Source organism: Bosea sp. PAMC 26642 (assembly GCF_001562255.1).
Lineage (GTDB): Bacteria > Pseudomonadota > Alphaproteobacteria > Rhizobiales > Beijerinckiaceae > Allobosea.
The window spans coordinates 2,934,876-2,961,813 of the sequence record NZ_CP014301.1 but is presented as its reverse complement, the minus strand read 5'-3'; the positions used below and the strand labels follow the sequence as shown (position 1 = coordinate 2,961,813).

Below are 26,938 nucleotides of genomic sequence, written 5' to 3'. Positions count from 1 at the left end.
TGGTTCTACGAAGCCAACCCGGCCGCCGTCGCCTTCGCTCCGTTGTCGAAAAGGGTCGCGAGATGCTGCTGCACGGCCTGAGTGAAGCGCTCCTCGCGCGGCAGATCGGGGCCGAAGATCGCTTCGATGCCGAGCAGGGCCGTGCTCAGCGCGGCAGCGTTGCGTCCCGCGCTCGCCGCGCGCGCGGCGAATTCGGCTGCCAGCGGATCGCGGACGTCGATCGTTGCTCCACTCTCGTCGGTGCCGGAGACGTAAGCCATCCAGGCGGCGACGCCGAGCGCGAGGTGGTCGATCGGGGCGCCGGCCTTCAGGCGCTCGCGGATGGTGCCGAGCAGGCGCTGCGGCAGCTTCTGCGAGCCGTCCATGGCGATCTGCCAGGTGCGATGGCGGATGGCCGGGTTCTGGAAGCGGACGAGCAGTGCGCTCGCATAGTCGGGCAAAGCGACGCCTTGCGGCGCCGGCACGGTGGGCATGATCTCGGCCCAAAGCCCCTGCAGGAAGCGGGGGAAGACCGGGTCGTTGCTGGCATCCGACACGGTTTCGTGCCCGGCGAGATAGCCGAGATAGGCCAGGCTCGAATGGGCGCCGTTGAGCATCCGCAGCTTCATGAACTCGAACGGCGCGACCTCCGAGACCATCTGCGCGCCGACGTCCTCCCATTTCGGGCGGCCGGTGGCAAAAATGTCCTGGATGGCCCATTGGCGGAACGGCTCTCCGATGACGGGGGCTGCGTCCTCTAATCCGATCAGCCCTGCGACCTCCGCGATGTCGGCGTCCGTGGTGGCCGGCACGATGCGGTCGACCATGGTCGCTGGAAAGGCGCCGTTGGCTTCGATCCAGGCGGCGAGGCGGTCGTCGCGCAGCGCCGCGAAGTCGCGCACCAGGCCGGCCAGCACCTTGCCGTTGGCGGGAAGATTGTCGCAGCAAAGCGCGGTGAAGGGTCCGAGACCGGCGGCATGGCGCGCCTTCAGGGCTGCGACGAGCAGACCGATGGCCGAGCGCGGCTTGTCCGGGTTTGCCAGGTCGTGGACGATGTCGGGATGGTCGGCCTTGAGGCGGCCCGTCGCCGGGTCGTGGCAATAGCCCTTCTCGGTCACGGTCAGCGAGACGATGCGGGTCTCGGGCGCAGCCATCCGCGCGATCAGCGCGGCCGGGTCTTCGGGCGCGACCATGATGTCGAGCAGGCAGCTGATAATGCGCAGTTCCGGGCCGGCCGGGCTGCGCTTCAGCAGGGTATAGAGACCGTCCTGCGGTTTCAGCCGGTCACGCTGGTCGGGGCGCTGCAGGCTCGCGCCGACGATGCCCCAGGGGCCGATGCCGCGCTCCAGCACGTCCTCGGTGTATTCGCAGAGGTGGCCGCGCGCGAAGGCGCCGAGCCCGAGATGGACGATGCCGGGCGAAAGGTTCGCGCGGTCATAGGCGGGGCGGCGAACCGCGGCGGGAAGGGAGGACAGCGTCCTCGTCGTCAGTCTCGTCAACGGAATACGCCCGGCAGCCAGAGGGAGAAGGCGGGAACGTAGGTCACGAGCATCAGCACCGCAACGCTCGCGCCGTAGAAGGGCCAGATCGTGCGCATGCTCTCGCTGATCGAGACCTTGCCGATGGCGCAGGCGACGAACTGGACCGAACCGACCGGCGGCGTGTTCAGGCCGATGCCGGCGTTGAGGATCAGGATCACGCCGAAATGCACCGGATCGACGCCGATGGCTTTGACCACCGGCAGGAAGATCGGCGTGCAGATGATGATCATCGGCGCCATGTCCATGAAGGTGCCGAGCACCAGCAGGATGACGTTGATGAGCAGCAGGATCATCAACGGGTTGCTGGAGATCGACTGCATCAGCTCGATGGTCGCCTTTGGGACCTCGAGGAAGGCCATCAGCCAGCCGAAGGAACTCGCCGCGCCGATGACGAGCAGCACCATCGCGGTGGTGCGGACAGCGCCGAGTGTGGCGTGGGTGAAGCCTTTCAGATCGAGCTCGCGGTAGACGAAGATCGTCACCAGCAATGCGTAGATCACCGCGACGCAGGAGGATTCGGTCGCGGTGAAGACGCCCGAGCGCACGCCGCCGAAGATGATGCCGATGAGGAGCAGGCCGGGCACCGCCACGACGAAGAGGCGCGCGACCGTCATGAAACCGGGGAAGGGATCGGCGGGATAGCCGCGCCTGACCGCGACGGCCCAGGCCGCGACCATCAGTGCCAGGCACAGCATCAGCCCCGGCACGACGCCGGCGGTGAAGAGATCGGCGATCGAGATCGTGCCGCCGGCCGCCAGCGAGTAGATGATCATGTTGTGCGAGGGCGGGATCAACAGCGCGATGATCGCGGCGTTGGCCGTGACATTGACGGCATAGTCGGCGGCATAGCCGCGCTTGACCATCTGCGGGATCATGATGCCGCCGACGGCGGAGGCATCCGCCACGGCCGAGCCGGAGATGCCGCCGAAAAGCGTGCAGGTGATGACGTTGACCTGCCCGAGGCCGCCGCGCAGATGACCGACGAGCGAGGAGGCGAACTGGATCAGGCGGTCGGCGATGCCGCCGCGGATCATCAGGTCGCCCGAGTAGATGAAGAACGGGATCGCCAGCATGGCGAATGCATTCATGCCGGTCGACAACTGCTGGAAGACGACGACGGGCGGAATGCCCATGTACAGCACCGTCGCCATCGAGGAGAGGCCGAGGCAGAACGCCACGGGCACACCCATCAGCAGGAGCACGGCGAAGGATGTGAAGAGGATCGTGATGGCCATCGATCAGGCCTCCCCGCCAAGGCCGTTGGCGTTCAGCGGCATGGGAGCGAGTTCCTCTCCCGTGAAGAAGAGGAGCAGCTTCTCGATGGAGAAGAGTGCGATCAGGGCGCCGCCGCCGATGATCGGGACATAGTCCCAGCCCTTGGAGATGCCGATCATCGGCAGCCTGTCACTCCAGACCTTGGCGGCGAGCTCGGTGCCGTACCAGACCATGGCGAAGGCGAAGAGCGTGACCAGCGCCTCGTTGGCGATGACGAGGGCGGCCTTCCACTTGCCACGCGTGTAGTGCAGGCCGACGTCGAACCCCATATGGTCGAGTTCGCGCACGCCCACGGCGCCGCCCAGCAGAATGAACCAGAGCATCAGGAACAGCGAGACCGGCTCGCCCCAGGTCGGCGTGGCGTTCAGGATATAGCGCCCGAACACGGTCCAGGCGACGATGGCCGTCATGGCGATAAGCCCGATCCCGGCGGCGAGCAGCGCGAAAAGGCTCAGGCGCGCATTGATGCGCGTCAGCAGTCGGGCGAGACCGATCATGAAGATGTCCTGACGAGATGAACAGGGAGAGCTAGCCGGGCAACGACCGCAAGGGGCGTGCCCGGCCAGCAAAAGCGGGTTACTTGACGGCCTGGATCTTGGCGACGAGGTCCTTCATCGCGGCATCCGTGACGAACTTGTCGTAGACGGGCTTCATCGCGTCGCTGAATGCCTGCTTGTCGACCGCGTTGACCACGGCGCCGCCGGCCTTGACCTTGGCTTCCGAGGCCTTCTCGCGGGCGTCCCAGAGCTCGCGCATCTTCAGAACCGACTCCTTCGCCGCGACCTTCATGATCTCCTGGTCTTCCTTGGACAGCTTGTCGAAGGAGCGCTTGGAGATGACCAGCACCTCCGGTGAGAGCGAATGCTCGGTCAGCGAGTAGAACTTCGAGACCTCGTAGTGCTTGGTCGATTCATAGGACGGCCAGTTGTTCTCGGCGCCGTCGATGACGCCGGTCTGCAGCGCCGAATAGACCTCGCCGAAAGCCATCGGCGTGGCGTTGGCGCCGAGGGCGGCGACGAGCGCCACGAACATGTCCGACTGCTGGACGCGGATCTTCATGCCCTTCATGTCGGCAGGTGTGTTGATCGGGCGCTTGCCGTTATAGAACGAGCGCGAGCCGGAATCGTAGAAGGCGAGACCGATGAGGTCGTGCTTCTCGAATTCCTTGAGGATCGAGTCGCCGATCGGCCCGTCCATCACCTTCCGCATGTGCTCGACGGAGCGGAAGACGAAGGGCAGCGACGGCACGTTCGTCGCCGGGATCAGGTTGTTGAACGGCCCCATATTGATGCGGTTGATGTCGATCACGCCGAAGCGGGTCTGCTCGATCGTGTCCTTCTCGTTGCCGAGCTGGGCCGAGTGGAAGACGTTGATCTTGAGGCGGCCCTTGGTGCGCTCGTCGAGAAGCTTGCTGAGGTGGCGGACGGCCTCGACGGTCGGATAGTCGGTCGGGTGGATATCGGTCGAGCGCAGCGTGGTTTGTGCGTTCGAGGCCGTGGCGAACGATGCGAAGAAGGCTGCGCCGGCAAGTGCAGCCAATGTGCGTCTGGTCATCATGATGGGTCTCTCCCTCGATTGTTGGCGCCGGCTTATTCCGGTCGTTATTGCCCCGTTCGGGAGCCTTGCCGGCGCTTGCCGGCAGGCTGGTTTCAGAGAAATTCCTTCCGCATGGGCGTGAAGGAATCGATCAACTGGCCGGCCTTAATGGCGACGACGCCGTGGATGAGGTCGGCCGGCACGAAGAAGGTATCGCCCGCCGTCAGGCGTTCGGTCCTGCCGTCGATCGTGACGTCGAAGCTGCCGCTCTCGACGTAGGACGCCTGGCGATGCGGGTGCTGGTGAGCCTTGCCGACCGCGCCGGCCTCGAAGACGACGCGCACCACCATCAGGTCCTCGCCATAGGCCATGATCTTGCGCTTGACGCCGGGTTCGGTCGGTTCCCAGGCGAGTTCGGCATCGTGCTGGAAGAAGGAATCGAGATGGTCGGTCATCGGGCGAGCCAGCCTCCGTCGACGGGGATAATGGCGCCGTGCATGTAGGCTGCGGCGTCGCTTGCGAGGAAAACGGCCGCGCCGCCGATGTCGGACGGCTTGCCCCATCGCGCAGCCGGGATGCGGGCGAGGATCGCGCCGTTGCGGTCGGGGTCGGCACGCAGGGCTTCCGTGTTGTTGCTCTCGATATAGCCGGGCGCGATGGCGTTCACATTGATGCCCTTGCCCGCCCATTCGCAGGCCAGCAGCTTGGTAAGACCGGCCAATCCGCTCTTGCTGGCGGTGTAGGAGGCGACGCGGATGCCGCCCTGGAAGGAGAGCAGCGAGGCGATGTTGACGATGCGGGCGCCGCGGCCCGCCTCCACCGCCGACTTCGCGAAGGCCTGGGCCAGGAAGAACGTCGCCTTGAGGTTGACGTTCATGACCTCGTCCCAGTCGCTTTCGCTGAAGTCGAGCGCATCGGCGCGGCGGATGATGCCGGCGTTGTTGACCAGGATGTCGAGCGGGCCGGCGAGGCCTTGCGCCTGCGCGATCACCTGCGGCGCGATGCCCTGCTGCTGCAGATCGACCTTGAGGGCGAGACTGGCGCCGCGGGCATCCGCGATCAGCGCCAGCGTCTCGCTCATGTCGGAGCGCCCGGCTGCGACGACGGTCGCTCCCGCTTCAGCCAGCGCCAGCGCGATACCCTGGCCGATGCCGGTATTGGCGCCGGTCACCAGGGCGCTGCGGCCGGTGAGGTCGAAGGGCGAGGCCATCATCTCAAGCTGTCCACGGGGGCGGGGTCCATGTCGGTGAACTCGACATTGTCGCCGGCCATGGCCCATACGAAAGCGTAGTTCGAGGTGCCGCAGCCGCAATGGATCGACCAGTTCGGTGCGATCACGGCCTGCTCGTTGGCGACCAGCAAATGTCGCGTCTGCGTCGGCTCGCCCATGAAGTGGAAGACGCGATGGGCCGGATCGAGATTGAAGTAGAGATAGGCTTCCATACGCCGGGTGTGGGTGTGGCAAGGCATCGAGTTCCAGACCGAGCCCGGCTCCAGCGCGGTCATGCCCATCACCAGCTGATTGGTGCCGGTGGTGTTGGGCATGATGTATTGCCGGATGGTGCGCTTGTTGGAGGTCTCCGACGAGCCGAGATGGATGGTATTGGCGTCTGACTGGCGGATGAGCTGGTGGGGCGCCTCGCGATGGGCGGGCGCGCTTGTCAGGTAGAACTTGGCGGGGTTGGCGGCGTCGGCGCTGGCGAAGGAGACGTCTTTGGCGCCTAGGCCGACATAGAGCGCGTCGAGACTCGGCAACTCGAATGTTGTTCCGTCGACCGTGACGCTGCCGGCACCGCCGATATTGATGACGCCGAGCTCGCGCCGCGCCAGGAAGAAGGGAGTGCCGGTCGGTGCGAACGGGTCGAGCGTCAGCGGCTTGGCAGAGGGTGTCGCGCCGCCGACGATCATGCGGTCGTAGTGGCTATAGGTCAGCGTGACCTCGCCGGGCACGAAGATGCGCTCGATCAGGAAATCCTCGCGCAACGTTTCCGTCTCGTAGCGCCGGACATCGCGGGGATGGGCAGCCTGGCGTTCGTCGATCTTGGTACCGGTCACAGGCGATAGGCCTCCTTGGCCAGTCGGTAGGCGAGGTCATGGGCGACTTCGGCGGCCTCGTCCTCGCCCAGCCTGTGCTCGGCGACGAGCTTGGCGAGATAGGCGCAGTCGCAGCGTCGGGCGACGTCGTGGCGGGCGGGGATCGAGAGATAGGCGCGGGTGTCGTCGTTGAAGCCGACGGTGTTGTAGAAGCCGGCGGTTTCCGTGGTCAGTTCGCGGAAGCGCAGCATTGCCTCCGGTGCATCGAGGAACCACCAGCCGGGTCCGAGCTTCAGCGCGGGGTAATGGCCGGCCAGCGGCGCGAGTTCGCGCGAATAGCTGGTCTCGTCGAGGGTGAACGCGATGACGGTGAGGCCGGGTTCGTTGCCGACGGCATCGAGCAGGGGCTTCAGCGCGGTGACGTAATTGGTCTGGCTCGGGATGTCGGCACCCATGTCGCGGCCGAAGGTCTCGAACAGATGTGGATTGTGGTTGCGCGAGGAGCCGGGGTGGATCTGCAGGACGAGCCCGTCGTCGAGGCTCATCTTCGCCATCTCGGTCAGCATCTGGCCGCGGAAGAGATCGGCATCCTCGGGTGTCGCCTTGCCCTGCACGACCTTGGCGAAGATTTGCTCGCACTCGGCTTTCGAAAGGTTCGCGGTTCGGGCGGTGGCGTGGCCGTGGTCGGAGGAGGTCGCGCCGCGCTCCATGAAATAGGCGCGGCGCTGGCGATGGGCGGCGAGATAGCCGGTCCAGCCTGTGACGTCCTCGCCGGTCAGCTCGCCGAACTGGTCGAGATTGGCGGCGAAGCCCTCGAATTCGGGATCGACCACGCTGTCGGGGCGATAGGCGGTGACGACCTTGCCGTCCCACCCCGACGCCTTGATCATGTCGTGCCATTTCAGCGGATCAAGCGCGCCTTCCGTGGTCGAAATCGCTTCGATGTTAAAGCGCTCGAACAGTGCGCGCGGCCGGAATTCGGGCTGCTCCAGCTTCTCGGCGATGCGGTCGTAGATCTTGTCGGCATTGGCCGGGCCCAGCCGCTCATGGATGCCGAAAATCGTCTCGGCCGCGTGCTCGAACCAGAGCCGGGTCGGGGTGCCACGGAACAGAGGCCAGTGGCTGGCGAAGAGCCGCCAGATCGCGCGCGGATCGGTCTCGACCTTGCCGCCGTCCTTGCGGGCGATGCCGAGCTTCTCCAGCGGCACGCCCTGCGAATAGAGCATCCGGAAGATGTAGTGGTCTGGCTTGACAAAGAGCGTCGCGGGATCGGGAAAAGCTTCGTTCTCGGCGAACCAGCGCGGGTCGGTGTGGCCATGCGGCGAAACGATCGGGAGATCGCGGATTCCGGCATAGAGCCGGCGCGCGATTCCCCGCGTCACGGGCTCGGCAGGAAAGAGGCGATCATCGTGCAGCAGCATGGAATGGCATATCCTTTGGCCGCAAGACGGCGCGGCGTAGGCGACTGGGCGCGATGAATATACTAATATACTAGCTTGTCAAAGGGCTGCATGGTAGCGCTTTAGTCGACAGCGACTGTGTTTGTGCGAGGCTGCGTACGAACGAGAATCGCGAGTGGACGGGGCCGAGGCGATGGCGGATCAGATTTTCGGGCAAGAGGCGCCCGGCCCGCTTCGCAGCGAGCGACGCCCCCAGCGCCGGGGCATGGCGGCGCCGACCCGGTCGACGGCAGCTTCCGTCGTGCAGGACGCCTTGCGGCAGGCGATCCTGGCGATGCAGATCCCGCCGGGTTCCGCGCTGGTCGAAAAGGATCTGACCGCGCGATTCGGGCTGAGCCGAACGCCGGTGCGCGAGGCGCTGATCAAGCTGCGCGAGGAGGGGCTGGTCGAGGTGTTCCCGCAGGCCGGGACCTTCGTCGCCCGCATTCCGGTGGAGGCCATTCCAGAGGCCGTGTTCATTCGGCAGGCGCTGGAATGCGCGACGGTCGAGCTGGTCGCCGGGATTGCGACGCCCGAGATCATCGCGGGGCTGGACGCTGTGATCGCGCGCCAGCATGTGGCCTTCGACGACGGCGATCAGGAGCGTTTCCATCTCGAGGACGAAGTCTTCCACGAAACGCTCGCCATGTCGGCCGGCTATCCCGGCATCTGGAAGCTCGCGCAGGCCGCCAAGAGCCAGATCGACCGCTGCCGGCGGATGACGCTGCCGGTTCCTGGCCGCATGGCGATGGTGATCCGCGAGCACCTGTCCATCGTCGATGCGGTGAGGCGGCGGGACGGGCCGGCGGCGCAGGCCGCGATGCGCAAACATCTGGGCACCCTGCTGCCGGACCTTCTGCATCTGCGCGCCACGCATCCCGACTATTTCGCCTGAGCGACCTGCGCGGCGCGCGGCTTGCTAGAGACGCCGACAATGCGTGTTGTGGGCTGCGCGGCGCATCGCGCTTCACCGCTTTCAGGACGAGGCCGACCGATGACCAACCCTGCTGACCTGAGCGCTGCCGAGATGCTCGAGGCCTATCGCAGCAAGGCGCTGTCTCCCGTCGAGGTGACGGACGCGGTCATCGCCCGGATCGAGGCCTGCGAGCCCAAGGTCAAAGCGCTCTACGCCTATGACCCCGTGGCTGCACGTGCCGCGGCGCGGGCATCCGAGGGGCGGTGGTCGAAGGGAGAGGAGCTGCCGCTCGACGGTGTGCCCGGCACGATCAAGGAAAACATCGCAACCAAAGGCACGCCGATGCCGATCGGCACGGCGGCACGCGATCTCGTGCCGATGCCCGAGGATGCGCCCGTCGCGGCTCGGCTGCGTGAAGCGGGTTTCGTCATGCTCGCCAAGACGACGATGCCCGATTACGGGATGCTGTCGTCGGGGCTCTCCAGTTTTCACGAACTCGCGCGCAATCCGTGGGATCTGTCGAAGAATCCGGGCGGGTCATCGGCGGGTGCGGGCGCTGCGGGCGCCGCCGGCTACGGGCCTTTGCATATCGGGACCGATATCGGCGGCTCGGTCCGCCTGCCTGCCGGCTGGTGTGGGCTCGTCGGCCTGAAGCCGAGCTTCGGGCGCGTGCCGATCGATCCGAGCTATTACGGCCGCGTCGCCGGGCCGATGACGCGCACGGTGGCCGATGCGGCGCTGATGATGCGGGAGATTTCAAAGCCGGATTCGCGCGACGGCATGAGCCTGCCGTTTCAGGAGATCGACTGGCTCTCGCTCGATCTCGATCTGAAGGGCGTGACAATCGGCCTACAGCTCGACCCCGGCATCGGCATCGCGGTCGAGCCGGAGACGAGGGCCGCGATCGAGGCGGCGGCGAAGGCCTTCGAGGCGGCTGGCGCCATCGTCGAGGAGGCGCCGGCCTTCCTGACCCGGGAGATGCTGGACGGGCTCGACGATTTCTGGAGCCAGCGCGCCTGGGCCGATATCGGCGCGCTGACGCCGGAGAAGCAGGCCAAGGTGCTGCCCTATATCTTCGAATGGGCGAGGCGCGGCGAGGCGCTTTCGGGCGAGCGCGTGTATCGCGGCATGAGCCAGATGCTGGCCATCAAGGACGCGGCGCTGAAGCAGAGCGCGCCCTTCGATTTCGTGCTGTCGCCGGTGGCGCCGGTGCCGAGCTATCCCGCCGAACTGGCCTCGCCGATCCACGACCCCGACAAGCCGTTCGAGCACATCTGCTTCACGCTGCCTGCCAACATGTCCGACCAGCCGTCGGTCTCGGTCCATGCCGGGCTGACCAAGGGAGGGCTGCCGATCGGCCTGCAGATCACGGGGCGCCGCTTCGACGATCTTGGTGTGCTGCGGATGGCGAAGGCGTGGGAGATGCTGCGCGGCGGCGACGTGCCTTGGCCGCGCTTGGCGTAGTCAGCATGCGTTCTGAATTGGCATATCTCGCCCCGTAAAATGCGCTGTCATCCCCGGGCTTGACCCGGGATTCATTCCGGAACGGTTCCGGCATGGATCCCGGATTTCCGCTTCGCTGCGTCCGGGATGACGGCGTGTTTCGATGGCACAGGCAAAAGCTTCCTGTCGGACGCTAGCCCTTATCGATTCCGACGCTTCAGAACAGGGCCGTCGGCGCCAGCTGGGCGACGAACATCAGGGCCAGGGCGGCCAGACCCAGCACTCCGCCGGTCCAGGCGAGCAGACCGATGCCCGTGATGATCGCGGCCGAGGAGATCACGATCGCGATCTGCAACAGACCGGAGACGATATCGTATTTGTCGTCGCGGGCGCTGGAGATGTCGCGCTGGGCTTCGGCCGCCTTGGCGCGCACGATCAGCTCTTTGCGACCCTCATTGGTCTCGGGCTCGGATTCGTAGCGGGCGATCGTCGCCTTCCAGCCATCGATGCGCTTCTGCAGGCGCTCGCGGCTGGTGGGGTCGGTCGCTGCGGCCAGATCGACCTCCATCGCCTCGGCCGCTGTGCGCAACGTGGTGCCGCGGATGGTCTTGGCCTGGAAGAAGGCCCAGAGATTCGAGGCCTCGACATTCTTGGCCAGTGCATCCTGCTCAGCGTTCTTGCCGCCGATCTCGGAGAAGGCGAGCATCAGCGCGAGCACGGCGATGAGCAGCCCGACGCGCTGGTTGCCGCCTTCGGTGATGTCGGTCGCTGCCGTAGCCATTATCTGATTCGCCCCCTGTAAATCGCAGGGCGGGAATGACCTTGTTGCATGGCGAAATCAAGCGGGGCGAAATCGAGCCAGCGCCTAGTCCGGCGCACTCAACGGCCGGCGCGCGGATGGGCGGCGTCGTACGCCGCCATCAGGCGGGCCGAATCGATCTTCGTGTAGATCTGCGTTGTCGAAAGCGAGGCGTGGCCGAGAAGCTCCTGGATGGCGCGAAGATCGCCGCCGCGTCCGAGCAGATGCGTGGCGAAGGAGTGGCGCAGCGAATGCGGCGTCGCCGATGAGGGCAGGCCGAGTGCGCCGCGCAGGCCCTCGACCGCGAGTTGGATGATGCGTGGCGACAGCTGGCCGCCCTTGACGCCGAGGAAGAGCGGCCCGTCCGGCGGCAGGCGCCAGGGGCAGAGCGCGATGTATTCTGCAATCGCCGTGACGACGGCCGGCAGTACCGGGACCATGCGCGTCTTCTGGCCCTTGCCGATGACGGTCAGCGTATCACCGGCACTGGTCGGAGCCTGTTCACGGGTGAGCGACAGCGCTTCTGAGATGCGCAGGCCGCAGCCATAGAGCAGCGCCAGCACCGCGGCATCGCGAGCCAGGACCCAGGCCTCGCGTTCCTCGCCGGCGCGGATATCGGTCTGCGTGACCGCCTTGGCGGCGCGCGCGTCGAGCGGACGCGGCAGGGATTTGCCGATGCGCGGGCCGCGCGTCGCGGCAAAGGCGGCGGCCGTCAGCTTGCCGGTGCGTTCGCCGAAGCGGGCGAAAGAGCGAAGGCTCGCGAGCTGGCGCATCAGGGTGCGGTTGCCGACACCCTCGCGACGGCGCTGGCCGAGAAAGGCGCGCAGGTCGAAGGGCTTCAGCGCCGCGATGTCGGCGAGCGAGGGTGTGCCGTCGAGATGACCCTCCAGGAAGGCCGTGAACTGGCCGAGATCGCGGCCATAGGCTTCGAGCGTTTTTGGCGAGAGCCGGCGCTCATAAGCGAGATGGGCGAGCCAGTCGCGGCGGAGGGCATCGAGGTCGGTCATGGGCGCGAGCATGACGCTCCTGCCTTAACAGGCTCCGAATCGATGCTAGACACGCGCCATGAGCGAAGCGGAGACATCGACGGAGAGCGGCGACACGGCCGATGTGCTGATCCCGCTCGGGCTCGACCAGGCCTACAGCTATGCCATCCCGCCGGGCATGGCGCTTGCGCGGGGCGATGTCGTGCAGGTGCCGCTCGGGCCTCGCGAGACCGTCGGCGTGGTCTGGAGCCTGGGTTCGGGGCGCGGCGGCAACCTCAAGAAAGTCGTCGGCAAGCTCGACATGCCGCCGCTCGACGCCGCGCTGATGAAGCTGGTCGACTGGGTGGCGTGGTATACGCTGGCGCCGAAGGGCTCCGTGCTGGCGCTGGCTTTGCGCCGCCCGCCCGATGCGACGCCGGAGCGACCGAAGCTCGGCGTCCGGCTGATCGGGCCGCCGCCACAGCGCATGACGCCGGCCCGCGCAAGGGCGATCGCGGCGGCCGAAGGCGGGCTGCTGATCGGAAAATCGGCGCTGGCCGAGGCGGCCTCCGTCGGCACGGCGGTGATCGATTCGCTGGTCGATGCCGGTACCTTCTCGGTCGAGGCGCTGTCCCGCGAGGCCATTGCCGCGATTCCCGATCCCGATCATGCGCAGCCGGCGCTCTCGGACGACCAGTCGGTGGCGGCGGCTGCGCTCGTCGCCTCGGTCAAGGCGGGGATCTATGGCGTCACCCTGCTCGAAGGCGTCACCGGTTCGGGCAAGACCGAGGTCTATTTCGAGGCGGTGGCGCAGGCGATCCGGCAGGGCCGCCAGAGCCTGATCCTGATGCCGGAAATCGCGCTCACCGCGCAGTTCATCGACCGTTTCGAGGCGCGCTTCGGCGTCAGGCCGGGGCTGTGGCATTCGGCGGTGACCGGGCGCAAGCGCGAGCGGCTGCAGGCGGCCATCGCCAGCGGCGAGGCGAAGGTCGTGGCCGGAGCGCGCTCGGCGCTGTTCCTGCCTTACAAGGATCTCGGCCTGATCGTCGTCGATGAGGAGCACGAGGCCGCCTACAAGCAGGAGGACGGCGTCAGCTACCATGCCCGCGACATGGCGGTGGTGCGCGGGCGCATCGAGAATGCGCCTGTCATCCTGACTTCGGCGACGCCCTCGCTGGAGACGCGCGTCAATGCCGAGCGCGGCCGCTACGTCCATCTCAAGCTGCCGGAGCGCTTCGGCGGGCGCACCTTGCCGACGCTCGGGCTGGTCGATCTGCGCCGCGACAAGCCCGAGCGCGGGCGCTGGCTCTCTGGTGCGCTGGTCAAGGCCGTGCAGGACAATCTGGAGGCCGGCGAGCAGTCGTTGCTGTTCCTGAACCGGCGCGGCTATGCGCCGCTGACGCTGTGCCGCGACTGCGGGCACCGCTTCCAGTGCCCCAATTGCTCGGCCTGGCTGGTCGATCACCGCTTCCGGCGGGCTCTGGTCTGCCATCATTGCGGCCATGTCGAGCGCCGCCCGCATGAATGCCCGCAATGCCATGCCGCTGACAGCCTCACCGCCTGCGGGCCGGGCGTCGAGCGGTTGGCCGAGGAGGTGGCGACGCTGTTCCCGCAGGCGCGCTCGATCGTGCTGTCCAGCGATTTTCCCGGCGGCACGGAGCGGCTGAAGACCGAGCTGATGGCAGTGGCGAACGGCGAATTCGACATCGTCATCGGCACGCAGCTCGTGGCCAAGGGCCATAACTTCCCGGGCATGACGCTGGTCGGGGTGATCGATGCCGATCTCGGCCTGACCTCGGGCGATCCGCGCGCGGCCGAACGCACCTTCCAGGTGCTGCGGCAGGTGACGGGCCGAGCCGGACGCGGCGAACGGCCGGGCCGGGCGCTGCTGCAGACGCATGATCCGACGCACCCGGTGCTGAAGGCGCTGATCTCGGGCGATCCCGAGCGCTTCTATGCGGCCGAGACGGCCTCCCGGGAAGCCGCCGGGCTGCCGCCTTTCGGGCGGCTGGCGGCGTTGATCGTCTCCGCCAATACGCAGGCCGAGGCCGAGGGCCATGCCCGCGCGCTGGCGCGCTGCGCCGAGCCGCCGGAGGGCGTGTATGTGCTCGGACCGGCCGAAGCGCCGCTGGCCGTGCTGCGCGGGCGCCACCGCATGAGACTGATCGTCAAGACACCACGCGAGGTGAACCTGCAGGACTATCTGCGGGTCTGGATCAAACGGGCTCCGAAGCCGAAGGGGTCGGTGCGCGTGGCGATCGATGTCGACCCGCAGAGTTTCCTGTAGCAGCCAGCGACATGATGCCGCTCAGGCCAGTTCGAGGCGCAAGGTTCGACCCATAACCCTCGCCGCGCGGCTCAATGTGTCGAGGCCGACGTCGCGCTCGGGATCGAGCACGCGCTCGACCTGCGAGCGGCTGGTGTTCATGCGCCGCGCCAGCTCGGTCTTGGTCAGTCGTTTCATGCGCATCTCCATGTCGAGCTGGAGCGCGATGACGCGCTTGATCGCCCGAAAGGTCACCTCTTGATTGGTCCCTTCCTCGTCGAGCCATTGGTCGAGGGTCGTGAGTTCATCGACGGAGCGTCTGTCGCTGCTCATGATCGCAATCCTTCTCAATCCTGAAATTCGCGCATGCGCTTGCGTGCGAGATCGATGTCGGCAGGAGGGGTCTTCTGCGTCTTCTTGATGAAGCCATGAACGACGACGAGCGCCTTGTATGCACTGGCATGGAAGAAGATCAGCCGCGCCTCGCGTTTCGAGGGGAGGGAGCTTCGAACTTCCCAAAGCCCGGCGCCCAGATTGTCACAGAGCGGCAGGCCTATGGGAAAACCGATCTGGACCATCCGCAGATCTTCACCGATGACCTTTCGATCGGAGAGGTTGAGAGACTTGATCCACTCCAGAACCAATTCACGTCCTGAACCTGTTTTATAAAATCGAACGTTGTGCACGGGTGGAAAGTCCGGCGCTGAATGTCGAGCCTGATATAGTCCAATTCGTACCATATACGGTTCATCGAGACAAGCCGCGTTCAAGAACGCGCATCTTGCGGTTGAGTGATCCGTCATGGCAGCCGACATTGCCTTTCGAGGGTCAGTCAGAGATTTGAACTGACGGGCCTCCCATGGCCGCTTCGGGTTGCGCACCCCCAAACCACATGCTAGTGCACCGCCACATTTCGGACGAAAGGCGCCCTTGCTCGCCTTTTGCTCTACGGGATACATCGCAGCGCCGGGACGATGCACTCCGCCCTCGAAAAGAGGGTCGCCGGTGCGGTTCCTTGAAACGAGAGACGTGACGCGTGGCTGAAGGCGGATCGCAGGATCGGACACTGGTTTCGGGCGTCGCCGGGCGCTACGCCACGGCGCTCTTCGAACTGGCGAGCGAGGCCAACGCCATCGACGCCGTCTCGGCCGATCTCGATACCGTCACCGCCATGCTCGCCGAGAGCGCCGATCTGCGCCGGCTGATCGAAAGCCCCGCCTTTTCGGCCGAGGAGCAGACGGCCGCGATCAACGCCGTGCTGGCGAAGGCCGCGATCGGCGGCTGGGCTGGCAAGTTCATCGGCCTCGTCGCCAGCAAGCGCCGGCTGTTCGCATTGCCGGGTATGATCCAGGGCTACAAGAACCTCGTCGCCGAGGCGCGCGGCATCGTCAGCGCCGAAGTCACCGTCGCCGAGGCGCCGACGCCCAAGCGGCTCGACGAGATCAAGGCTGCGCTCAAGGGCGTCGCCGGCAAGGATGTCGATTTGCGCGTCAAGGTCGATCCGGCGCTGATCGGCGGGCTCGTCGTCAAGATGGGCTCCCGCATGGTCGATGCCTCGCTGAAAACCAAACTCAATTCAATTCGTCTTGCCATGAAAGAGGTCGGCTGATGGAAATCCGCCCCGCTGAAATCTCCGCGATCCTGAAGGCCCAGATTTCGAACTTCGGTTCGGAGGCTTCGGTCACCGAGGTCGGCCAGGTTCTCTCCGTCGGCGACGGTATCGCCCGTGTCTACGGCCTCGACAAGGTTCAGGCCGGCGAGATGGTCGAATTCGAGAGCGGCGTGCGCGGCATGGCGCTCAACCTCGAGAGCGACAATGTCGGCGTCGTGATCTTCGGTTCCGACCGCGAGATCAAGGAAGGCCAGACGGTCAAGCGCACCGGCGCGATCGTCGACGTGCCGGTCGGCAAGGAACTGCTCGGCCGCGTCGTCGATGCGCTCGGCAATCCGATCGACGGCAAGGGCCCGATCAAGGCGACCCAGCGCTCGCGCGTCGACGTCAAGGCGCCCGGCATCATCCCGCGCAAGTCGGTGCATGAGCCGATGGCGACCGGCCTCAAGGCGATCGACGCCCTGATCCCGATCGGCCGCGGCCAGCGCGAGCTGATCATCGGCGACCGCCAGACCGGCAAGACCGCCGTGGCGCTCGACACGATCCTGAACCAGAAGGCCAATAACGAAGGCACCGACGAGAACCAGAAGCTGTATTGCGTCTATGTCGCGATCGGCCAGAAGCGTTCGACCGTCGCCCAGTTCGTGAAGGTGCTCGAAGAGCGCGGCGCGCTGGAATATTCCATCGTCGTCGCTGCGACAGCCTCCGACGCCGCCCCGATGCAGTTCCTGGCGCCCTTCGCCGGCTGCGCCATGGGCGAGTATTTCCGCGACAACGGCATGCATGCCGTGATCATTTATGACGATCTGTCTAAGCAGGCCGTCGCCTATCGCCAGATGTCGCTCTTGCTGCGCCGCCCGCCGGGCCGCGAGGCCTATCCCGGCGACGTGTTCTATCTCCATTCCCGCCTGCTGGAGCGCGCCGCCAAGATGGGCGACGAGGCCGGCAACGGCTCGCTGACCGCGCTGCCGGTCATCGAGACCCAGGCCAATGACGTCTCGGCCTACATCCCGACCAACGTGATCTCGATCACCGACGGCCAGATCTTCCTTGAGACTGACCTGTTCTACCAGGGCATCCGACCGGCCGTGAACGTCGGCCTCTCGGTGTCGCGCGTCGGCTCGGCCGCGCAGACCAAGGCGACCAAGAAGGTCGCCGGCAAGATCAAGGGCGAACTCGCCCAGTATCGCGAAATGGCCGCCTTCGCCCAGTTCGGCTCCGACCTCGACGCGGTCACCCAGCGCCTGCTCAACCGCGGCGCCCGCCTGACCGAACTCCTCAAGCAGGCGCAGTTCTCGCCGCTGAAGATGGAGGAGCAGACGGTCGTGATCTATGCCGGCGTCAACGGCTATCTCGACCCGATTCCGGTCAACAAGGTCCGCGCCTTCGAGGACGGGCTGCTGGCGCTGGTGCGCGGCAAGCATGTCGACCTGCTCAACGAGATCGGCAAGACCAAGGATCTTTCGGACGCGAACGCCGCGAAGCTGAAGGATCTCGTCACGGATTACGCGAAGTCGTTCAGCTGATCGTCATGAGCTGAGCGCAGCGAAGCAATCCAGCCTCGCTGCGCAGACCTTCTGGATTGCTTCGTCGCTGCGCTCCTCGCAATGACGGGTAGGGGATCAAGACCGGATGCCGTCCCTTAAGGACCTACGAAACCGCATCGCTTCCGTGAAGGCGACGCAGAAGATCACCAAGGCCATGCAGATGGTCGCGGCTGCCAAGCTGCGCCGGGCGCAGGCGGCGGCCGAGGCTGCGCGCCCCTATGCCGAGCGCATGGAGACCGTGCTGGCCAATCTCGCGGGCGGCGTCTCGGGTTCCAGTGCGCCGAAGCTGATCTCCGGCACGGGTTCCGACAAGGTGCATCTGCTGGTGGTCTGCACGGCCGAGCGTGGCCTGTGCGGCGCGTTCAACTCGTCGATCGCGCGTCTGGCGCGCGACAAGGCCAATGCGCTGAAGGCCGAAGGCAAGACGGTCAAGATCATCTGCGTCGGCAAGAAGGGCTATGACATCCTGAAGCGCCAGTTCGAGAAGGATATTCTCGAAGTGATCGACCTGCGCGCCTTCAAGCAGGTCGGCTTCGTCAATGCCGAGGGCATCGCCCAGAACATCTTGGCGCGTTTCGCCGCCGGCGAGTTCGACGTCGCGACGCTGTTCTTCTCGCGGTTCAAGTCGGTGATCTCGCAGATCCCGACGGCGCAGCGCATCATTCCCGCCGAGATTCCGGCGGAAGCGCCCAAGACCGACGCGGTCTATGATTACGAGCCCGACGAAGGCGAAATCCTGGAAACGCTGCTGCCGCGCAACCTCACGGTGCAGGTCCTGCGGGCGATCCTGGAGAACGCAGCCTCCGAGCAGGGCGCGCGCATGTCGGCGATGGATTCCGCCACGCGCAATGCCGGCGAGATGATCAAGAAGCAGACGCAGCTCTACAACCGCTCGCGCCAGGCGATGATCACCAAGGAACTGATCGAGATCATCTCCGGCGCGGAAGCGCTCTAGACGCCTTAAACGGCCGGCGCGGCATCAAGCCCGCAGGCCATTTCGACAAGCTGAACGCGCATCGAGGTTTTTGAACCATGGCCAAAGCCGCAACCAAGACCACCAAGACCGACGCCGCCGCTGAGAAGCCCGCCAACACCGGCACCGGCCGCGTTGCGCAGGTCATTGGCGCCGTCGTCGACGTGCAGTTCGACGGCGAACTGCCGGAGATCCTGAACGCGCTCGAGACCAACAATCTCGGCAACCGCCTGGTTCTCGAGGTCGCCCAGCATCTCGGCGAGAACACGGTGCGTACCATCGCGATGGACTCGACCGAGGGTCTGGTCCGCGGCCAGTCGGTCACAGACACCGGCTCTCCGATCATGGTTCCGGTCGGCGACGAGTGCCTCGGCCGCATCATGAACGTCATCGGCGAGCCGGTCGACGAGGCCGGCCCGATCCTGACCACCAACACCCGCGGCATCCACCAGCCGGCCCCGTCCTATGCCGACCAGGCGACGGACGCGCAGATCCTCGTCACCGGCATCAAGGTCGTCGACCTGCTGGCGCCTTACGCCAAGGGCGGCAAGATCGGCCTGTTCGGCGGCGCCGGCGTCGGCAAGACCGTGCTGATCATGGAGCTGATCAACAACGTCGCGAAGGCCCATGGCGGCTATTCGGTGTTCGCCGGCGTCGGCGAGCGCACCCGCGAGGGCAACGACCTCTATCACGAGATGATCGAGTCCGGCGTGAACAAGAAGGGCGGCGGCGAAGGCTCGAAATGCGCCTTGGTCTACGGCCAGATGAACGAGCCTCCGGGCGCCCGTATGCGGGTCGCGCTGTCGGGCCTCACCGTGGCGGAAGACTTCCGCGACAAGGGCCAGGACGTGCTGTTCTTCGTCGACAACATCTTCCGCTTCACGCAGGCGGGCTCGGAAGTGTCGGCGCTGCTTGGGCGCATCCCGTCGGCGGTGGGCTATCAGCCGACGCTCGCCACCGACATGGGCAACCTGCAGGAGCGCATCACCACCACCAACAAGGGCTCGATCACCTCGGTGCAGGCGATCTACGTCCCCGCCGACGATCTGACCGACCCGGCGCCCGCGACCTCCTTCGCTCACCTTGACGCCACGACCGTGCTGTCGCGTTCGATTGCCGAAAAGGGCATCTACCCGGCGGTGGACCCGCTCGACTCGACCTCGCGCATGCTGTCGGCCGCGATCGTCGGCGAGGAGCATTACGCCATCGCCCGCCAGGTTCAGCAGATCCTCCAGCGCTACAAGGCGCTGCAGGACATCATCGCGATCCTGGGAATGGACGAGCTCTCGGAAGAAGACAAGATCTCGGTCGCCCGCGCCCGCAAGATCGAGCGCTTCCTGTCGCAGCCCTTCTTCGTCGCCGAAATCTTCACGGGATCGCCGGGCAAGCTCGTCGCGCTGGAAGACACCATCAAGGGCTTCAAGGGCCTGGTCGAAGGCAAGTACGATCACCTGCCGGAAGCCGCCTTCTACATGGTCGGCTCGATCGACGAAGCCATCGAGAAGGCCCAGCGCCTGGCGGCCGAAGCGGCGTAACAACATACGCCGTCATCCCGGACAAGCGGCGCAGCCGCGCCGATCCGGGATCCATCATAAGGCCGCGCGCTTTACGATGGATTCCGGGTCTTCGCTGCGCTCCGCCCGGAATGACGGTGGAGGGAGACAAAGACGATGGCCACTTTCAAGTTCGAACTCGTCTCGCCCGAGCGCATCCTGTTCTCGGGCGATGTCGTCAGCGTCATCATCCCCTCGATCGAGGGGGAGATGACCATTCTGGCCGGCCATGCGCCGCTGGTCGCGACGCTGAAAGCGGGCATCGTCTTCGCCCAGACCGATGGCAGCAACGGCAAGGAATTCTTCGTCAATGGCGGCCTCGTCGAGGTCAACCAGAGTTCAACGACGATCCTGGCCGAGCAGGGCCGCTTCATCGAGGACGTCGACAACGTCGTGCTCGACGCCGAAATCCTGACCGCCGAAACCAAGCTCGTCGGGGCGCAGGACGAGGAGGAGCGCAAGCGCCTCCACGACGTGCTGGTGCAGCTGCGCGAGTTCAAGGGCGTGTTCGCGGACCGCAAGGCGGCGTAAGCGCATTCTCCCGATCCGGAATTTCAAAGGCCGCGCAAGCGGCCTTTTTCATGCGAACCGTGCGAAGGCCGCCACGACCTGTTCATAGACCGGGCGCTTGAACGGCACGATCCGACCTGGCATCTCAGCCAGCGGAAGCCAGGCCCATTCGCTGAATTCCGCAGGCTCGTCGCCATTGGGTCGGCCGATGTCGACCTCGCTGTCGCAGCCGTCGAAGCGGAAGGCGACCCAGCGCTGCCTCTGGCCTCTGAAGGCGCAGAGGCGGTGCGGCGGACCGGCATAGGGCGGGAAGTCGTAGGCCCACCATTCCCGCGTCGCGGCGAGGAAGAAGGCCTTCTCGATGCCGGTTTCCTCGGCGAGTTCACGCCGCGCGGCGGCGACGATCTCCTCGTCGGCGTCAATGCCCCCTTGTGGCATCTGCCAGTCGAAGCCGGGCTGGATGACCTCGGGGCCGGCACTGTGGGAACGGCCGGCGAAGACCAGCCCGTCCCGGTTGAGCAGGACGATGCCGACATTGGGGCGGTAGGGGAGCGGAGCAGTCATGCTCATCGCCTAACACGTCATTGCGAGCGCAGCGAAGCATCCAGGGGGCGTGGGCCCTGCTTCCCTTGGATTGCTTCGCTGCGTTCGCAATGACGATACTCACTCCCCCATCGCGATCAGGCTGGCATTGCCTCCCGCGGCCGCCGTGTTCACCGTGACCGTCTGCTCTGTCGCAAACCGCATCAGGTAGTTCGGCCCGCCGGCCTTGGGGCCCGTGCCGGAGAGGCCGTGGCCGCCGAAGGGCTGGACGCCCACGACCGCGCCGATGATGTTGCGGTTGACGTAGATGTTGCCGGTCGAGAGCCGCTTCACGACCTCCTCGACGGTCGTCTCGATGCGCGAATGGACGCCGAGCGTCAGTCCGTAGCCGGTTGCCTCGATCGCCTCGATGACCTTGTCGAGCTGCCCGGATTTCCAGCGGACGACATGCAGGATCGGGCCGAAATGTTCCTGGCTCAGCTCCCCGACGGATTTCAGCGAGATGACGTGGGGGGCGACATAGGTGCCGCCGAGCGCAGGAATCTCTCCGGCCCATGCGACGCGGCCGAGCCTGGCCATCGCCGCGACATGGCTGTCGAGCCGGGTCTTTGCCGCCGCGTCGATGACCGGGCCGACATGGGTCTCAATGGCGCGTGGGTCGCCGAGCGTGAGTTCGCGGGCGGCGCCGGTGATCATCTCGACCATCTTGTCGGCGACGTCCTCCTGCACGACGAGCAGGCGCAGCGCCGAGCAGCGCTGCCCGGCCGAGCGGAAGGCCGACATCACGACATCGTCTGCGACCTGCTCTGCGAGCGCGGTCGCATCGACGATCATGGCGTTGAGGCCGCCGGTCTCGGCGATCAGAGGAACGATCGGACCGTCCTTGGCGGCGAGTGCGCGGTTGATGGCGCGCGCCGTCGCGGTCGAGCCGGTGAAGGCGACGCCGGCCACGGCGGGATGGGCGACGAGCGCTGCGCCGAGTGCGCCGTCTCCCGGCGTCAGATGCAGGGCCGAGACCGGCACGCCGGCCTCGTGCAGCAGGCGGACGGCCACCGCCGCAATCAGCGGCGTCTGCGGCGCGGGCTTGGCGACGACGCTGTTGCCGGCGACCAGGGCGGCGGCGATTTGGCCGGCGAAGATCGCCAGTGGGAAGTTCCATGGGGCGATGCACAGGAAGGCCCCGCGCCCGCGCAGGATCAGGCGGTTGTCCTCGCCTGTCGGGCCGGGCAGAGCGATCGCCGCCGCGAATTTGGCTTCCGCCTCGGCGGCGTAGTAGCGGCAGAAATCGACCGCCTCGCGGACTTCCGAAATCGCATCGTCGAGCGTCTTGCCCGCCTCGGCCTGAAGCAAGGCGAGCAGCAGGCCGCGGCGCTCCTCCATCAGGTCCGCCGCCTTGCGCAAGGCGGCGGCACGGGTCCGGGCCGGCGTCGCGTTCCAGGCCGGGAAGCCGGCCTTGGCGGCTTTCATGGCATGGTCTGCGAGCGCGGCGTCGGCGGGAGCGACCGTGCCGATCGTCTTGCCGTCGATCGGCGAGAGGACAGGCTGCGGCTGCCCGCCTGCCGGCTTGCCGTCGATAATGGCGCCGGCAGGCGGGAAGGACTTTTCCGCTGCGGCGGCAACCTCGGCGAGGAGGGCGTCCAGACTCCCGGCATGGCCGAGTTCGACGCCGGCCGAGTTCTTCCGCGATGGGCCGAAGAGATCGGCCGGCAGCGGGATGCGGCGGTGACGGGCTGCGCCGGTATTGCCGATGATATCGGCCGGCGGAACCAGCAGTTCCGCGACGGGCACGTCAGGGTCGCCCGAGACGCTGACGAAGGAGGAGTTGGCGCCGTTCTCGAGCAGGCGGCGTACCAGATAGGCGAGCAGGTCCTGATGCCCGCCGACCGGGGCATAGGTCCGGCAGGCGAAGCCTGCCTTGTCGCCGAGCAGCTTCTCGTAGAGCGCCTCGCCCATGCCGTGCAGGCGCTGAAATTCGTAGTTCTCGGCATCGCCCGCCATCTCTGCGACGGTGGCGACGGTGAGTGCGTTATGGGTGGCGAACTGAGGGATGATGCGCGGACGCAGCGCCAGGAGTTGCGCGGCGCAGGCCTCGTAATTCAAATCGGTCATCGCCTTGCGCGTGAAGACCGGATAATCGGCAAGGCCGCGCTCCTGGGCGCGTTTCAGCTCGGTGTCCCAATAGGCGCCCTTGACGAGGCGCACCATCAGGCGCCGGTCATACTGCTCGGCGAGTGCCGCGATGTGGTCGATCACGGCCGAGGCGCGCTTCTGATAGGCCTGGATCGCCAGCCCGAAACCGTCCCAGCCGGCGAGCGTGCCATCGGCCATCACGGCGGCGATGACGTCGAGCGAGAGCTCGAGCCGGTCGGCCTCCTCGGCATCGATGGTGAAGTTCAGGTCGTATTGCTTCGCCTGCCGGGCGAGCGCGACCACCTTCGGCACGAGTTCGGCAAGGACGCGCTCGCGGTTGGTGGCGTCGTAGCGCGGATGCAGCGCCGAGAGCTTGACCGAGATACCCGGCCGGTTCGGCAGCGGCTCGTTGCCGGCCGAGCGGCCGATGGCGTCGATCGCGGCCGTATAGGAGGCGAGGTAGCGGTCGGCGTCTCCTTGCGTGCGCGCACCCTCGCCGAGCATGTCGAAGGAGTAGCGGAAGAGCTTGCCGCTTTTCGAGCCGGCGCGTTTTAGAGCCTCCTCGATGGTCTGGCCGAGAACGAAATGGTTGCCCATGACGCGCATGGCCTGCCGGGTCGCGGTGCGCACGGTCGGCACGCCCAAGCGCTTGGCCATGCTGCCGATGATGCCGGTTGGCGTTTCGCCCGGCTGGATGACGCGGGCGGTGATGCCGAGCGCCCAGGCCGAGGCCGAAACCAGGAAGGCGTCGGACTTCGATTCGTGATGGGCGAAATCGCCCTGGCCGAGCTTGTCCTCGATCAGCCGATCGGCGGTCGCGGCGTCGGGCACGCGCAGCAGCGCTTCGGCGAGAACCATCAGCGCGAGCCCCTCCTTGGTGGAGAGCGAATACTCGCGCAGCAGTTCCTCGATGCCGCCCAAGCCCACCTTGCGGGTGCGGATCGCCTCGATCAGCCCGGTCGCGCGTGCGTCGATCCGCGCCTTGGCCGCCGGCTCGCGCCGCGCGCCGGCCAAGAGCCTGCCGGCAATCACGCCATCGTCTTCGGCATAGGTGGGACGGAAGGCGGGCGTTGTGGCGGGGACGGCCATGGAGTTGGCTCCGGATCGAACAGCGACGGGATGATCTGAAGCATCAGGCCGATCGGGCCGCATATCAATTGGCTATTTCCGGCAATATGCCTCATAGATCGCTGCATTATCGATTTATGGCAAAGAATTATCCCGTGCTCGACCGAACCGACCGCCGTATCCTCGCCCTTCTGCAGTCCGACGGCCGCATTGCCGGCGTCGAGATGGCCGAGAAGGTCGGGCTGTCGCCGACGGCCGTGGGCGAGCGGCTGAAGCGCCTGACGCGCGAAGGCTACATCACCGGCTATCGCGCGACGCTCGATCCGCTGAAGCTCGGGCTGAACCTGCTCGTCTTCGTCGAGGTCTATCTCGACAAGACCACGCCCGACGCCTTCGAGCGCTTCGCTGCCGCCGTGAAACGCGCGCCCGAGGTGCTGGAATGCCACATGGTCGCCGGCGGGTTCGACTACCTCGTCAAGACGCGGGTCGCCGACATGAACGCTTATCGCCGCTTCCTCGGCGAGGTCCTGCTGGCGCTACCGGCGGTGCGCGAGACGCGGACCTATGCGGTGATGGAGGAGGTCAAGACGGACGGGGCGCTGCCGGTCTGAGAGCGGCGACGATCATGATCCCATGCCGATTTTTCAGGCATATGGCCATTGGCCGCAACGCTTTGCGCTTGACCTGCCGGGATGTTCCTCCAGTCTGGAATTCCTACCGTTCGGCATGATGCTTGCTCGTCCGGTCTCGACAAATCGCGGCCTTGCCGCCCGTCCGGAGTTCGTGATGTTCAAGGTTCTGCAAGCCGTCGCCACATCGTTTTCGAGGCGGGACGTCGTTCGTCTGGCTACGGCATCGGCGCTGACGGCCGCCGCGTCCTTCGCCGGCTTGCAGAATGCGCAGGCCCAGACGCCGGTGCGCTTCACGCTCGACTGGCGTTTCGAGGGGCCGGCCGCGCTGTTCCTGATGGCGTTCGAGAAGGGCTATTTCAAAGCCGAGGGACTCGACGTCACCATCGACACCGGCAACGGCTCGCGCGAGGCGATCCCGCGCGTGGCGTCGGGCACCTACGATGTCGGCTTCGGCGACGTGAACTCGCTGATCCGCTTCCGCGACGAGAACCCAAGCGTCGATCTCAAGGCCGTGATGATGGTCTACGACAAGCCGCCTTTCTCCATCGTCGCGCGCAAGAGCCGCGGCATCACAGCGGATGTTAAGACGCTCGAAGGCAAGAAGTTCGGCGCACCGGCGGCGGATGCGGCCTTCGCGCAATGGCCTATCTTCAAGACGGTCAACAAGCTCGACGACAGCAGGATGAAGCTGGAAAATGTCGGTTTCCCGGTGCGCGAGCCGATGCTGGCCTCGGGCGAAGTCGACGCCGTCTTCGGCTTCGCGCCGTCCTCCTACATCAACCTGAAATCGCGCGGCGTACCGGTCGACGATATCGTGCTGATGCTGATGGCCGATTACGGCGTCGAGCTTTACGGGAACGTCGTGATGGTCTCGCCGAAGTTCATGGCCGAGAAACCCGAAGCGGTACGCGGCCTGCTGCGGGCCATTACCAAGGGCGTCAAGGATACGGTCGCCAATCCCGGCCTCGGCGCGGAACTGGTGATCAAGCGCAACGACGTCGCCAAGGTCGAGGTCGAGCTCGAACGGCTGAAGATGACGCTAGACCAGAACGTGATGACTCCTTACGTCAAGGCGAACGGGTTCGGCGGCATCGACAAGGCGCGCTGGGAGCGCGCGCTTGAACAAATCGCGCTGACCTTCACCTTCAAGGACAAGGACAAGGCGGGCGACGCCTTTGTCGATACCTTTCTGCCTGCCTCTGCGGAACGGGTGTTCTGAGCGCGACGTCTGCCGTCTTGATAAGCCGTCATTCCGGACAAGCCGCGCAGCGGCGCAGTTCCGGAATCCAGCATAGAGCACCATCGCGCCCTACGATGGATTCCGGGTCTCCGCTGTGCTGCGCCCGGAATGACGGCGTTTCCTATGAGAAAGGGCTTTCTTGACCGCCTTCGTCGAACTTCACGAGGTCACCCATGTCTATGGCGGCGGGAACGGGCCGCCGGCGGTCGAGGGGCTGTCGCTGAAGATCAGGGAGGGCGAGTTCGCGGCGATCGTCGGGCCGTCTGGCTGTGGCAAGTCGACGATGATGAAGCTCGCCACCGGGCTGCAGCGGCCGAAATCCGGCACGGTCGTCGTCGCCGGGCGCGAGGTCGTCGAGCCGATCAAGATCACCGGCATGGCCTTCCAGAACCCGGTGATGCTGCCCTGGCGGACGACGCTGCAGAACCTGCTGCTGCCGCTGGAGATCGTGCAGCCGCATCGCTCTCGCCTGCGCCGCCACAAGGCGGAGTATGTCGCACGCGCCGAAATGCTGCTGGAGACGGTCGGGCTGAAGGGCATGGGGGCGAAGTTTCCGTGGCAGCTCTCGGGCGGGATGCAGCAGCGGGCCTCGCTCTGCCGCTCGCTGATCCATGAGCCGAAGCTGCTGATGCTGGACGAGCCCTTCGGAGCGCTCGATGCCTTTACCCGGGAGGAACTCTGGTGCGTCATCCGCGACTTGCATGCGCAGCGCGGCGTCACCGTGATCCTGGTCACTCACGACCTGCGCGAGGCGGTGTTCCTGGCCGACCGGGTCTTCTGCATGTCGGCGCGGCCCGGCCGGATCATCGCGGAGCGCGAGATCGGCTTTGCCCGTCCGCGCGATCTCGACATCACCTATACGCCGGAATTTGCCGGCATCGTGCAGGAACTGCGCGGCCATATCCGCGAGGCGAGGGCGGCGGCGTGAGCGGTTTGA

The 26,938-nt window shown here is 66.2% G+C and carries 25 protein-coding genes; 11 read left to right on the top strand and 14 right to left on the bottom strand.

The annotated features are described in order from the left end of the window. Window positions 1-5 precede the first annotated feature (5 nt). The 8 genes from AXW83_RS14320 to uxaC all read right to left on the bottom strand — a co-directional run bounded on the left by AXW83_RS14320 (window position 6) and on the right by uxaC (window position 7,786). A complete protein-coding gene (locus AXW83_RS14320) occupies window positions 6-1,478 on the bottom strand; it encodes a mannitol dehydrogenase family protein (protein WP_066614564.1) in 1,473 nt (490 codons plus the stop codon). Beyond that, window positions 1,475-2,755 (bottom strand): TRAP transporter large permease, encoded by a 1,281-nt coding sequence (locus tag AXW83_RS14315; protein WP_066614561.1) that lies wholly within the window; start codon window positions 2,753-2,755, stop codon window positions 1,475-1,477. The genes AXW83_RS14320 and AXW83_RS14315 overlap by 4 nt, the downstream gene beginning before the upstream one ends. A 3-nt stretch (window positions 2,756-2,758) precedes the next feature. Then, window positions 2,759-3,292, bottom strand: coding sequence for a TRAP transporter small permease (locus AXW83_RS14310; protein WP_066614559.1), 534 nt, complete (start codon window positions 3,290-3,292; stop codon window positions 2,759-2,761). Window positions 3,293-3,371: 79 nt separating this feature from the next. Further along, a complete protein-coding gene (locus AXW83_RS14305) occupies window positions 3,372-4,352 on the bottom strand; it encodes a TRAP transporter substrate-binding protein (protein ID WP_066614556.1) in 981 nt (326 codons plus the stop codon). Between the two features lie 92 nt (window positions 4,353-4,444). Beyond that, window positions 4,445-4,786, bottom strand: coding sequence for a cupin domain-containing protein (locus AXW83_RS14300; RefSeq protein WP_066614554.1), 342 nt, complete (start codon window positions 4,784-4,786; stop codon window positions 4,445-4,447). Continuing rightward, the gene (gene kduD, locus AXW83_RS14295) at window positions 4,783-5,541 is read right to left on the bottom strand and encodes a 2-dehydro-3-deoxy-D-gluconate 5-dehydrogenase KduD (protein ID WP_066620521.1); all 759 of its coding nucleotides are present in this window, start codon (window positions 5,539-5,541) and stop codon (window positions 4,783-4,785) included. The genes AXW83_RS14300 and kduD overlap by 4 nt, the downstream gene beginning before the upstream one ends. Continuing rightward, window positions 5,541-6,386 (bottom strand): 5-dehydro-4-deoxy-D-glucuronate isomerase, encoded by an 846-nt coding sequence (kduI, locus tag AXW83_RS14290; protein ID WP_210179600.1) that lies wholly within the window; start codon window positions 6,384-6,386, stop codon window positions 5,541-5,543. The genes kduD and kduI overlap by 1 nt, the downstream gene beginning before the upstream one ends. Beyond that, window positions 6,383-7,786, bottom strand: a complete 1,404-nt coding sequence (gene uxaC, locus AXW83_RS14285; RefSeq protein ID WP_066614551.1) for a glucuronate isomerase — start codon at window positions 7,784-7,786, stop codon at window positions 6,383-6,385. The genes kduI and uxaC overlap by 4 nt, the downstream gene beginning before the upstream one ends. A 172-nt stretch (window positions 7,787-7,958) precedes the next feature. On the opposite strand from uxaC, the gene AXW83_RS14280 reads away from it, so the two are divergent. Further along, a complete protein-coding gene (locus tag AXW83_RS14280) occupies window positions 7,959-8,699 on the top strand; it encodes a GntR family transcriptional regulator (protein WP_236841664.1) in 741 nt (246 codons plus the stop codon). A gap of 99 nt (window positions 8,700-8,798) precedes the next feature. Further along, window positions 8,799-10,184 carry an amidase gene (locus AXW83_RS14275; RefSeq protein ID WP_066614550.1) on the top strand — a complete coding sequence of 462 codons (1,386 nt, stop codon included), beginning with the start codon at window positions 8,799-8,801 and terminating at the stop codon, window positions 10,182-10,184. 196 nt (window positions 10,185-10,380) lie between these two features. On the opposite strand, the gene AXW83_RS14270 is transcribed toward AXW83_RS14275, so the two are convergent. Together AXW83_RS14270 and AXW83_RS14265 are read right to left on the bottom strand one after the other, a co-directional pair. Further along, entirely contained in the window at window positions 10,381-10,944 is a 564-nt protein-coding gene (locus AXW83_RS14270; protein ID WP_066614547.1) for a DUF4337 domain-containing protein, read from the bottom strand. A 98-nt stretch (window positions 10,945-11,042) separates the two neighbouring features. Continuing rightward, window positions 11,043-11,981, bottom strand: a complete 939-nt coding sequence (locus tag AXW83_RS14265; protein WP_236841663.1) for a tyrosine recombinase XerC — start codon at window positions 11,979-11,981, stop codon at window positions 11,043-11,045. A gap of 46 nt (window positions 11,982-12,027) precedes the next feature. On the opposite strand from AXW83_RS14265, the gene AXW83_RS14260 reads away from it, so the two are divergent. Next, window positions 12,028-14,214 carry a primosomal protein N' gene (locus tag AXW83_RS14260; protein ID WP_066614545.1) on the top strand — a complete coding sequence of 729 codons (2,187 nt, stop codon included), beginning with the start codon at window positions 12,028-12,030 and terminating at the stop codon, window positions 14,212-14,214. Between the two features lie 21 nt (window positions 14,215-14,235). On the opposite strand, the gene AXW83_RS14255 is transcribed toward AXW83_RS14260, so the two are convergent. Further along, complete coding sequence (locus AXW83_RS14255) at window positions 14,236-14,526, bottom strand: helix-turn-helix domain-containing protein (RefSeq protein WP_066614544.1); 291 nt, start codon at window positions 14,524-14,526, stop codon at window positions 14,236-14,238. A gap of 14 nt (window positions 14,527-14,540) precedes the next feature. Beyond that, a complete protein-coding gene (locus AXW83_RS14250; protein ID WP_066614542.1) occupies window positions 14,541-14,879 on the bottom strand; it encodes a type II toxin-antitoxin system RelE/ParE family toxin in 339 nt (112 codons plus the stop codon). Window positions 14,880-15,229: 350 nt separating this feature from the next. Here AXW83_RS14250 and AXW83_RS14245 point away from each other — a divergent pair, with 350 nt between their 5' ends. The 5 genes from AXW83_RS14245 (at window position 15,230) to AXW83_RS14225 (ending at window position 20,409) form a co-directional block, all read left to right on the top strand. Continuing rightward, the gene (locus AXW83_RS14245) at window positions 15,230-15,802 is read left to right on the top strand and encodes a F0F1 ATP synthase subunit delta (protein ID WP_066614539.1); all 573 of its coding nucleotides are present in this window, start codon (window positions 15,230-15,232) and stop codon (window positions 15,800-15,802) included. Then, the gene (gene atpA / locus AXW83_RS14240; RefSeq protein ID WP_066614537.1) at window positions 15,802-17,331 is read left to right on the top strand and encodes a F0F1 ATP synthase subunit alpha; all 1,530 of its coding nucleotides are present in this window, start codon (window positions 15,802-15,804) and stop codon (window positions 17,329-17,331) included. The genes AXW83_RS14245 and atpA overlap by 1 nt, the downstream gene beginning before the upstream one ends. Before the next feature lie 106 nt (window positions 17,332-17,437). After that, entirely contained in the window at window positions 17,438-18,307 is an 870-nt protein-coding gene (locus AXW83_RS14235) for a F0F1 ATP synthase subunit gamma (protein WP_066614535.1), read from the top strand. Between the two features lie 77 nt (window positions 18,308-18,384). Beyond that, window positions 18,385-19,860, top strand: coding sequence for a F0F1 ATP synthase subunit beta (gene atpD, locus AXW83_RS14230; protein ID WP_066614534.1), 1,476 nt, complete (start codon window positions 18,385-18,387; stop codon window positions 19,858-19,860). 135 nt (window positions 19,861-19,995) lie between these two features. Continuing rightward, window positions 19,996-20,409 carry a F0F1 ATP synthase subunit epsilon gene (locus AXW83_RS14225; protein WP_066614533.1) on the top strand — a complete coding sequence of 138 codons (414 nt, stop codon included), beginning with the start codon at window positions 19,996-19,998 and terminating at the stop codon, window positions 20,407-20,409. A 48-nt stretch (window positions 20,410-20,457) separates the two neighbouring features. On the opposite strand, the gene AXW83_RS14220 is transcribed toward AXW83_RS14225, so the two are convergent. Both AXW83_RS14220 and putA read right to left on the bottom strand, forming a co-directional pair. Next, window positions 20,458-20,952 carry an RNA pyrophosphohydrolase gene (locus tag AXW83_RS14220; protein ID WP_066620511.1) on the bottom strand — a complete coding sequence of 165 codons (495 nt, stop codon included), beginning with the start codon at window positions 20,950-20,952 and terminating at the stop codon, window positions 20,458-20,460. Window positions 20,953-21,051: 99 nt separating this feature from the next. Beyond that, window positions 21,052-24,150: a bifunctional proline dehydrogenase/L-glutamate gamma-semialdehyde dehydrogenase PutA gene (gene putA, locus AXW83_RS14215; protein ID WP_066614532.1), complete on the bottom strand. Its 3,099-nt coding sequence runs from the start codon at window positions 24,148-24,150 to the stop codon at window positions 21,052-21,054. Window positions 24,151-24,266: 116 nt separating this feature from the next. Here putA and AXW83_RS14210 point away from each other — a divergent pair, with 116 nt between their 5' ends. The 3 genes from AXW83_RS14210 (at window position 24,267) to AXW83_RS14200 (ending at window position 26,929) form a co-directional block, all read left to right on the top strand. Continuing rightward, window positions 24,267-24,740, top strand: coding sequence for an Lrp/AsnC ligand binding domain-containing protein (locus AXW83_RS14210; RefSeq protein ID WP_066614526.1), 474 nt, complete (start codon window positions 24,267-24,269; stop codon window positions 24,738-24,740). Between the two features lie 175 nt (window positions 24,741-24,915). Continuing rightward, entirely contained in the window at window positions 24,916-25,980 is a 1,065-nt protein-coding gene (locus AXW83_RS14205; protein ID WP_066620509.1) for an ABC transporter substrate-binding protein, read from the top strand. A 160-nt stretch (window positions 25,981-26,140) separates the two neighbouring features. Next, on the top strand, window positions 26,141-26,929 hold the full coding sequence (locus AXW83_RS14200; protein WP_066614524.1) for an ABC transporter ATP-binding protein: 789 nt from the start codon (window positions 26,141-26,143) through the stop codon (window positions 26,927-26,929). Window positions 26,930-26,938 lie beyond the last annotated feature (9 nt).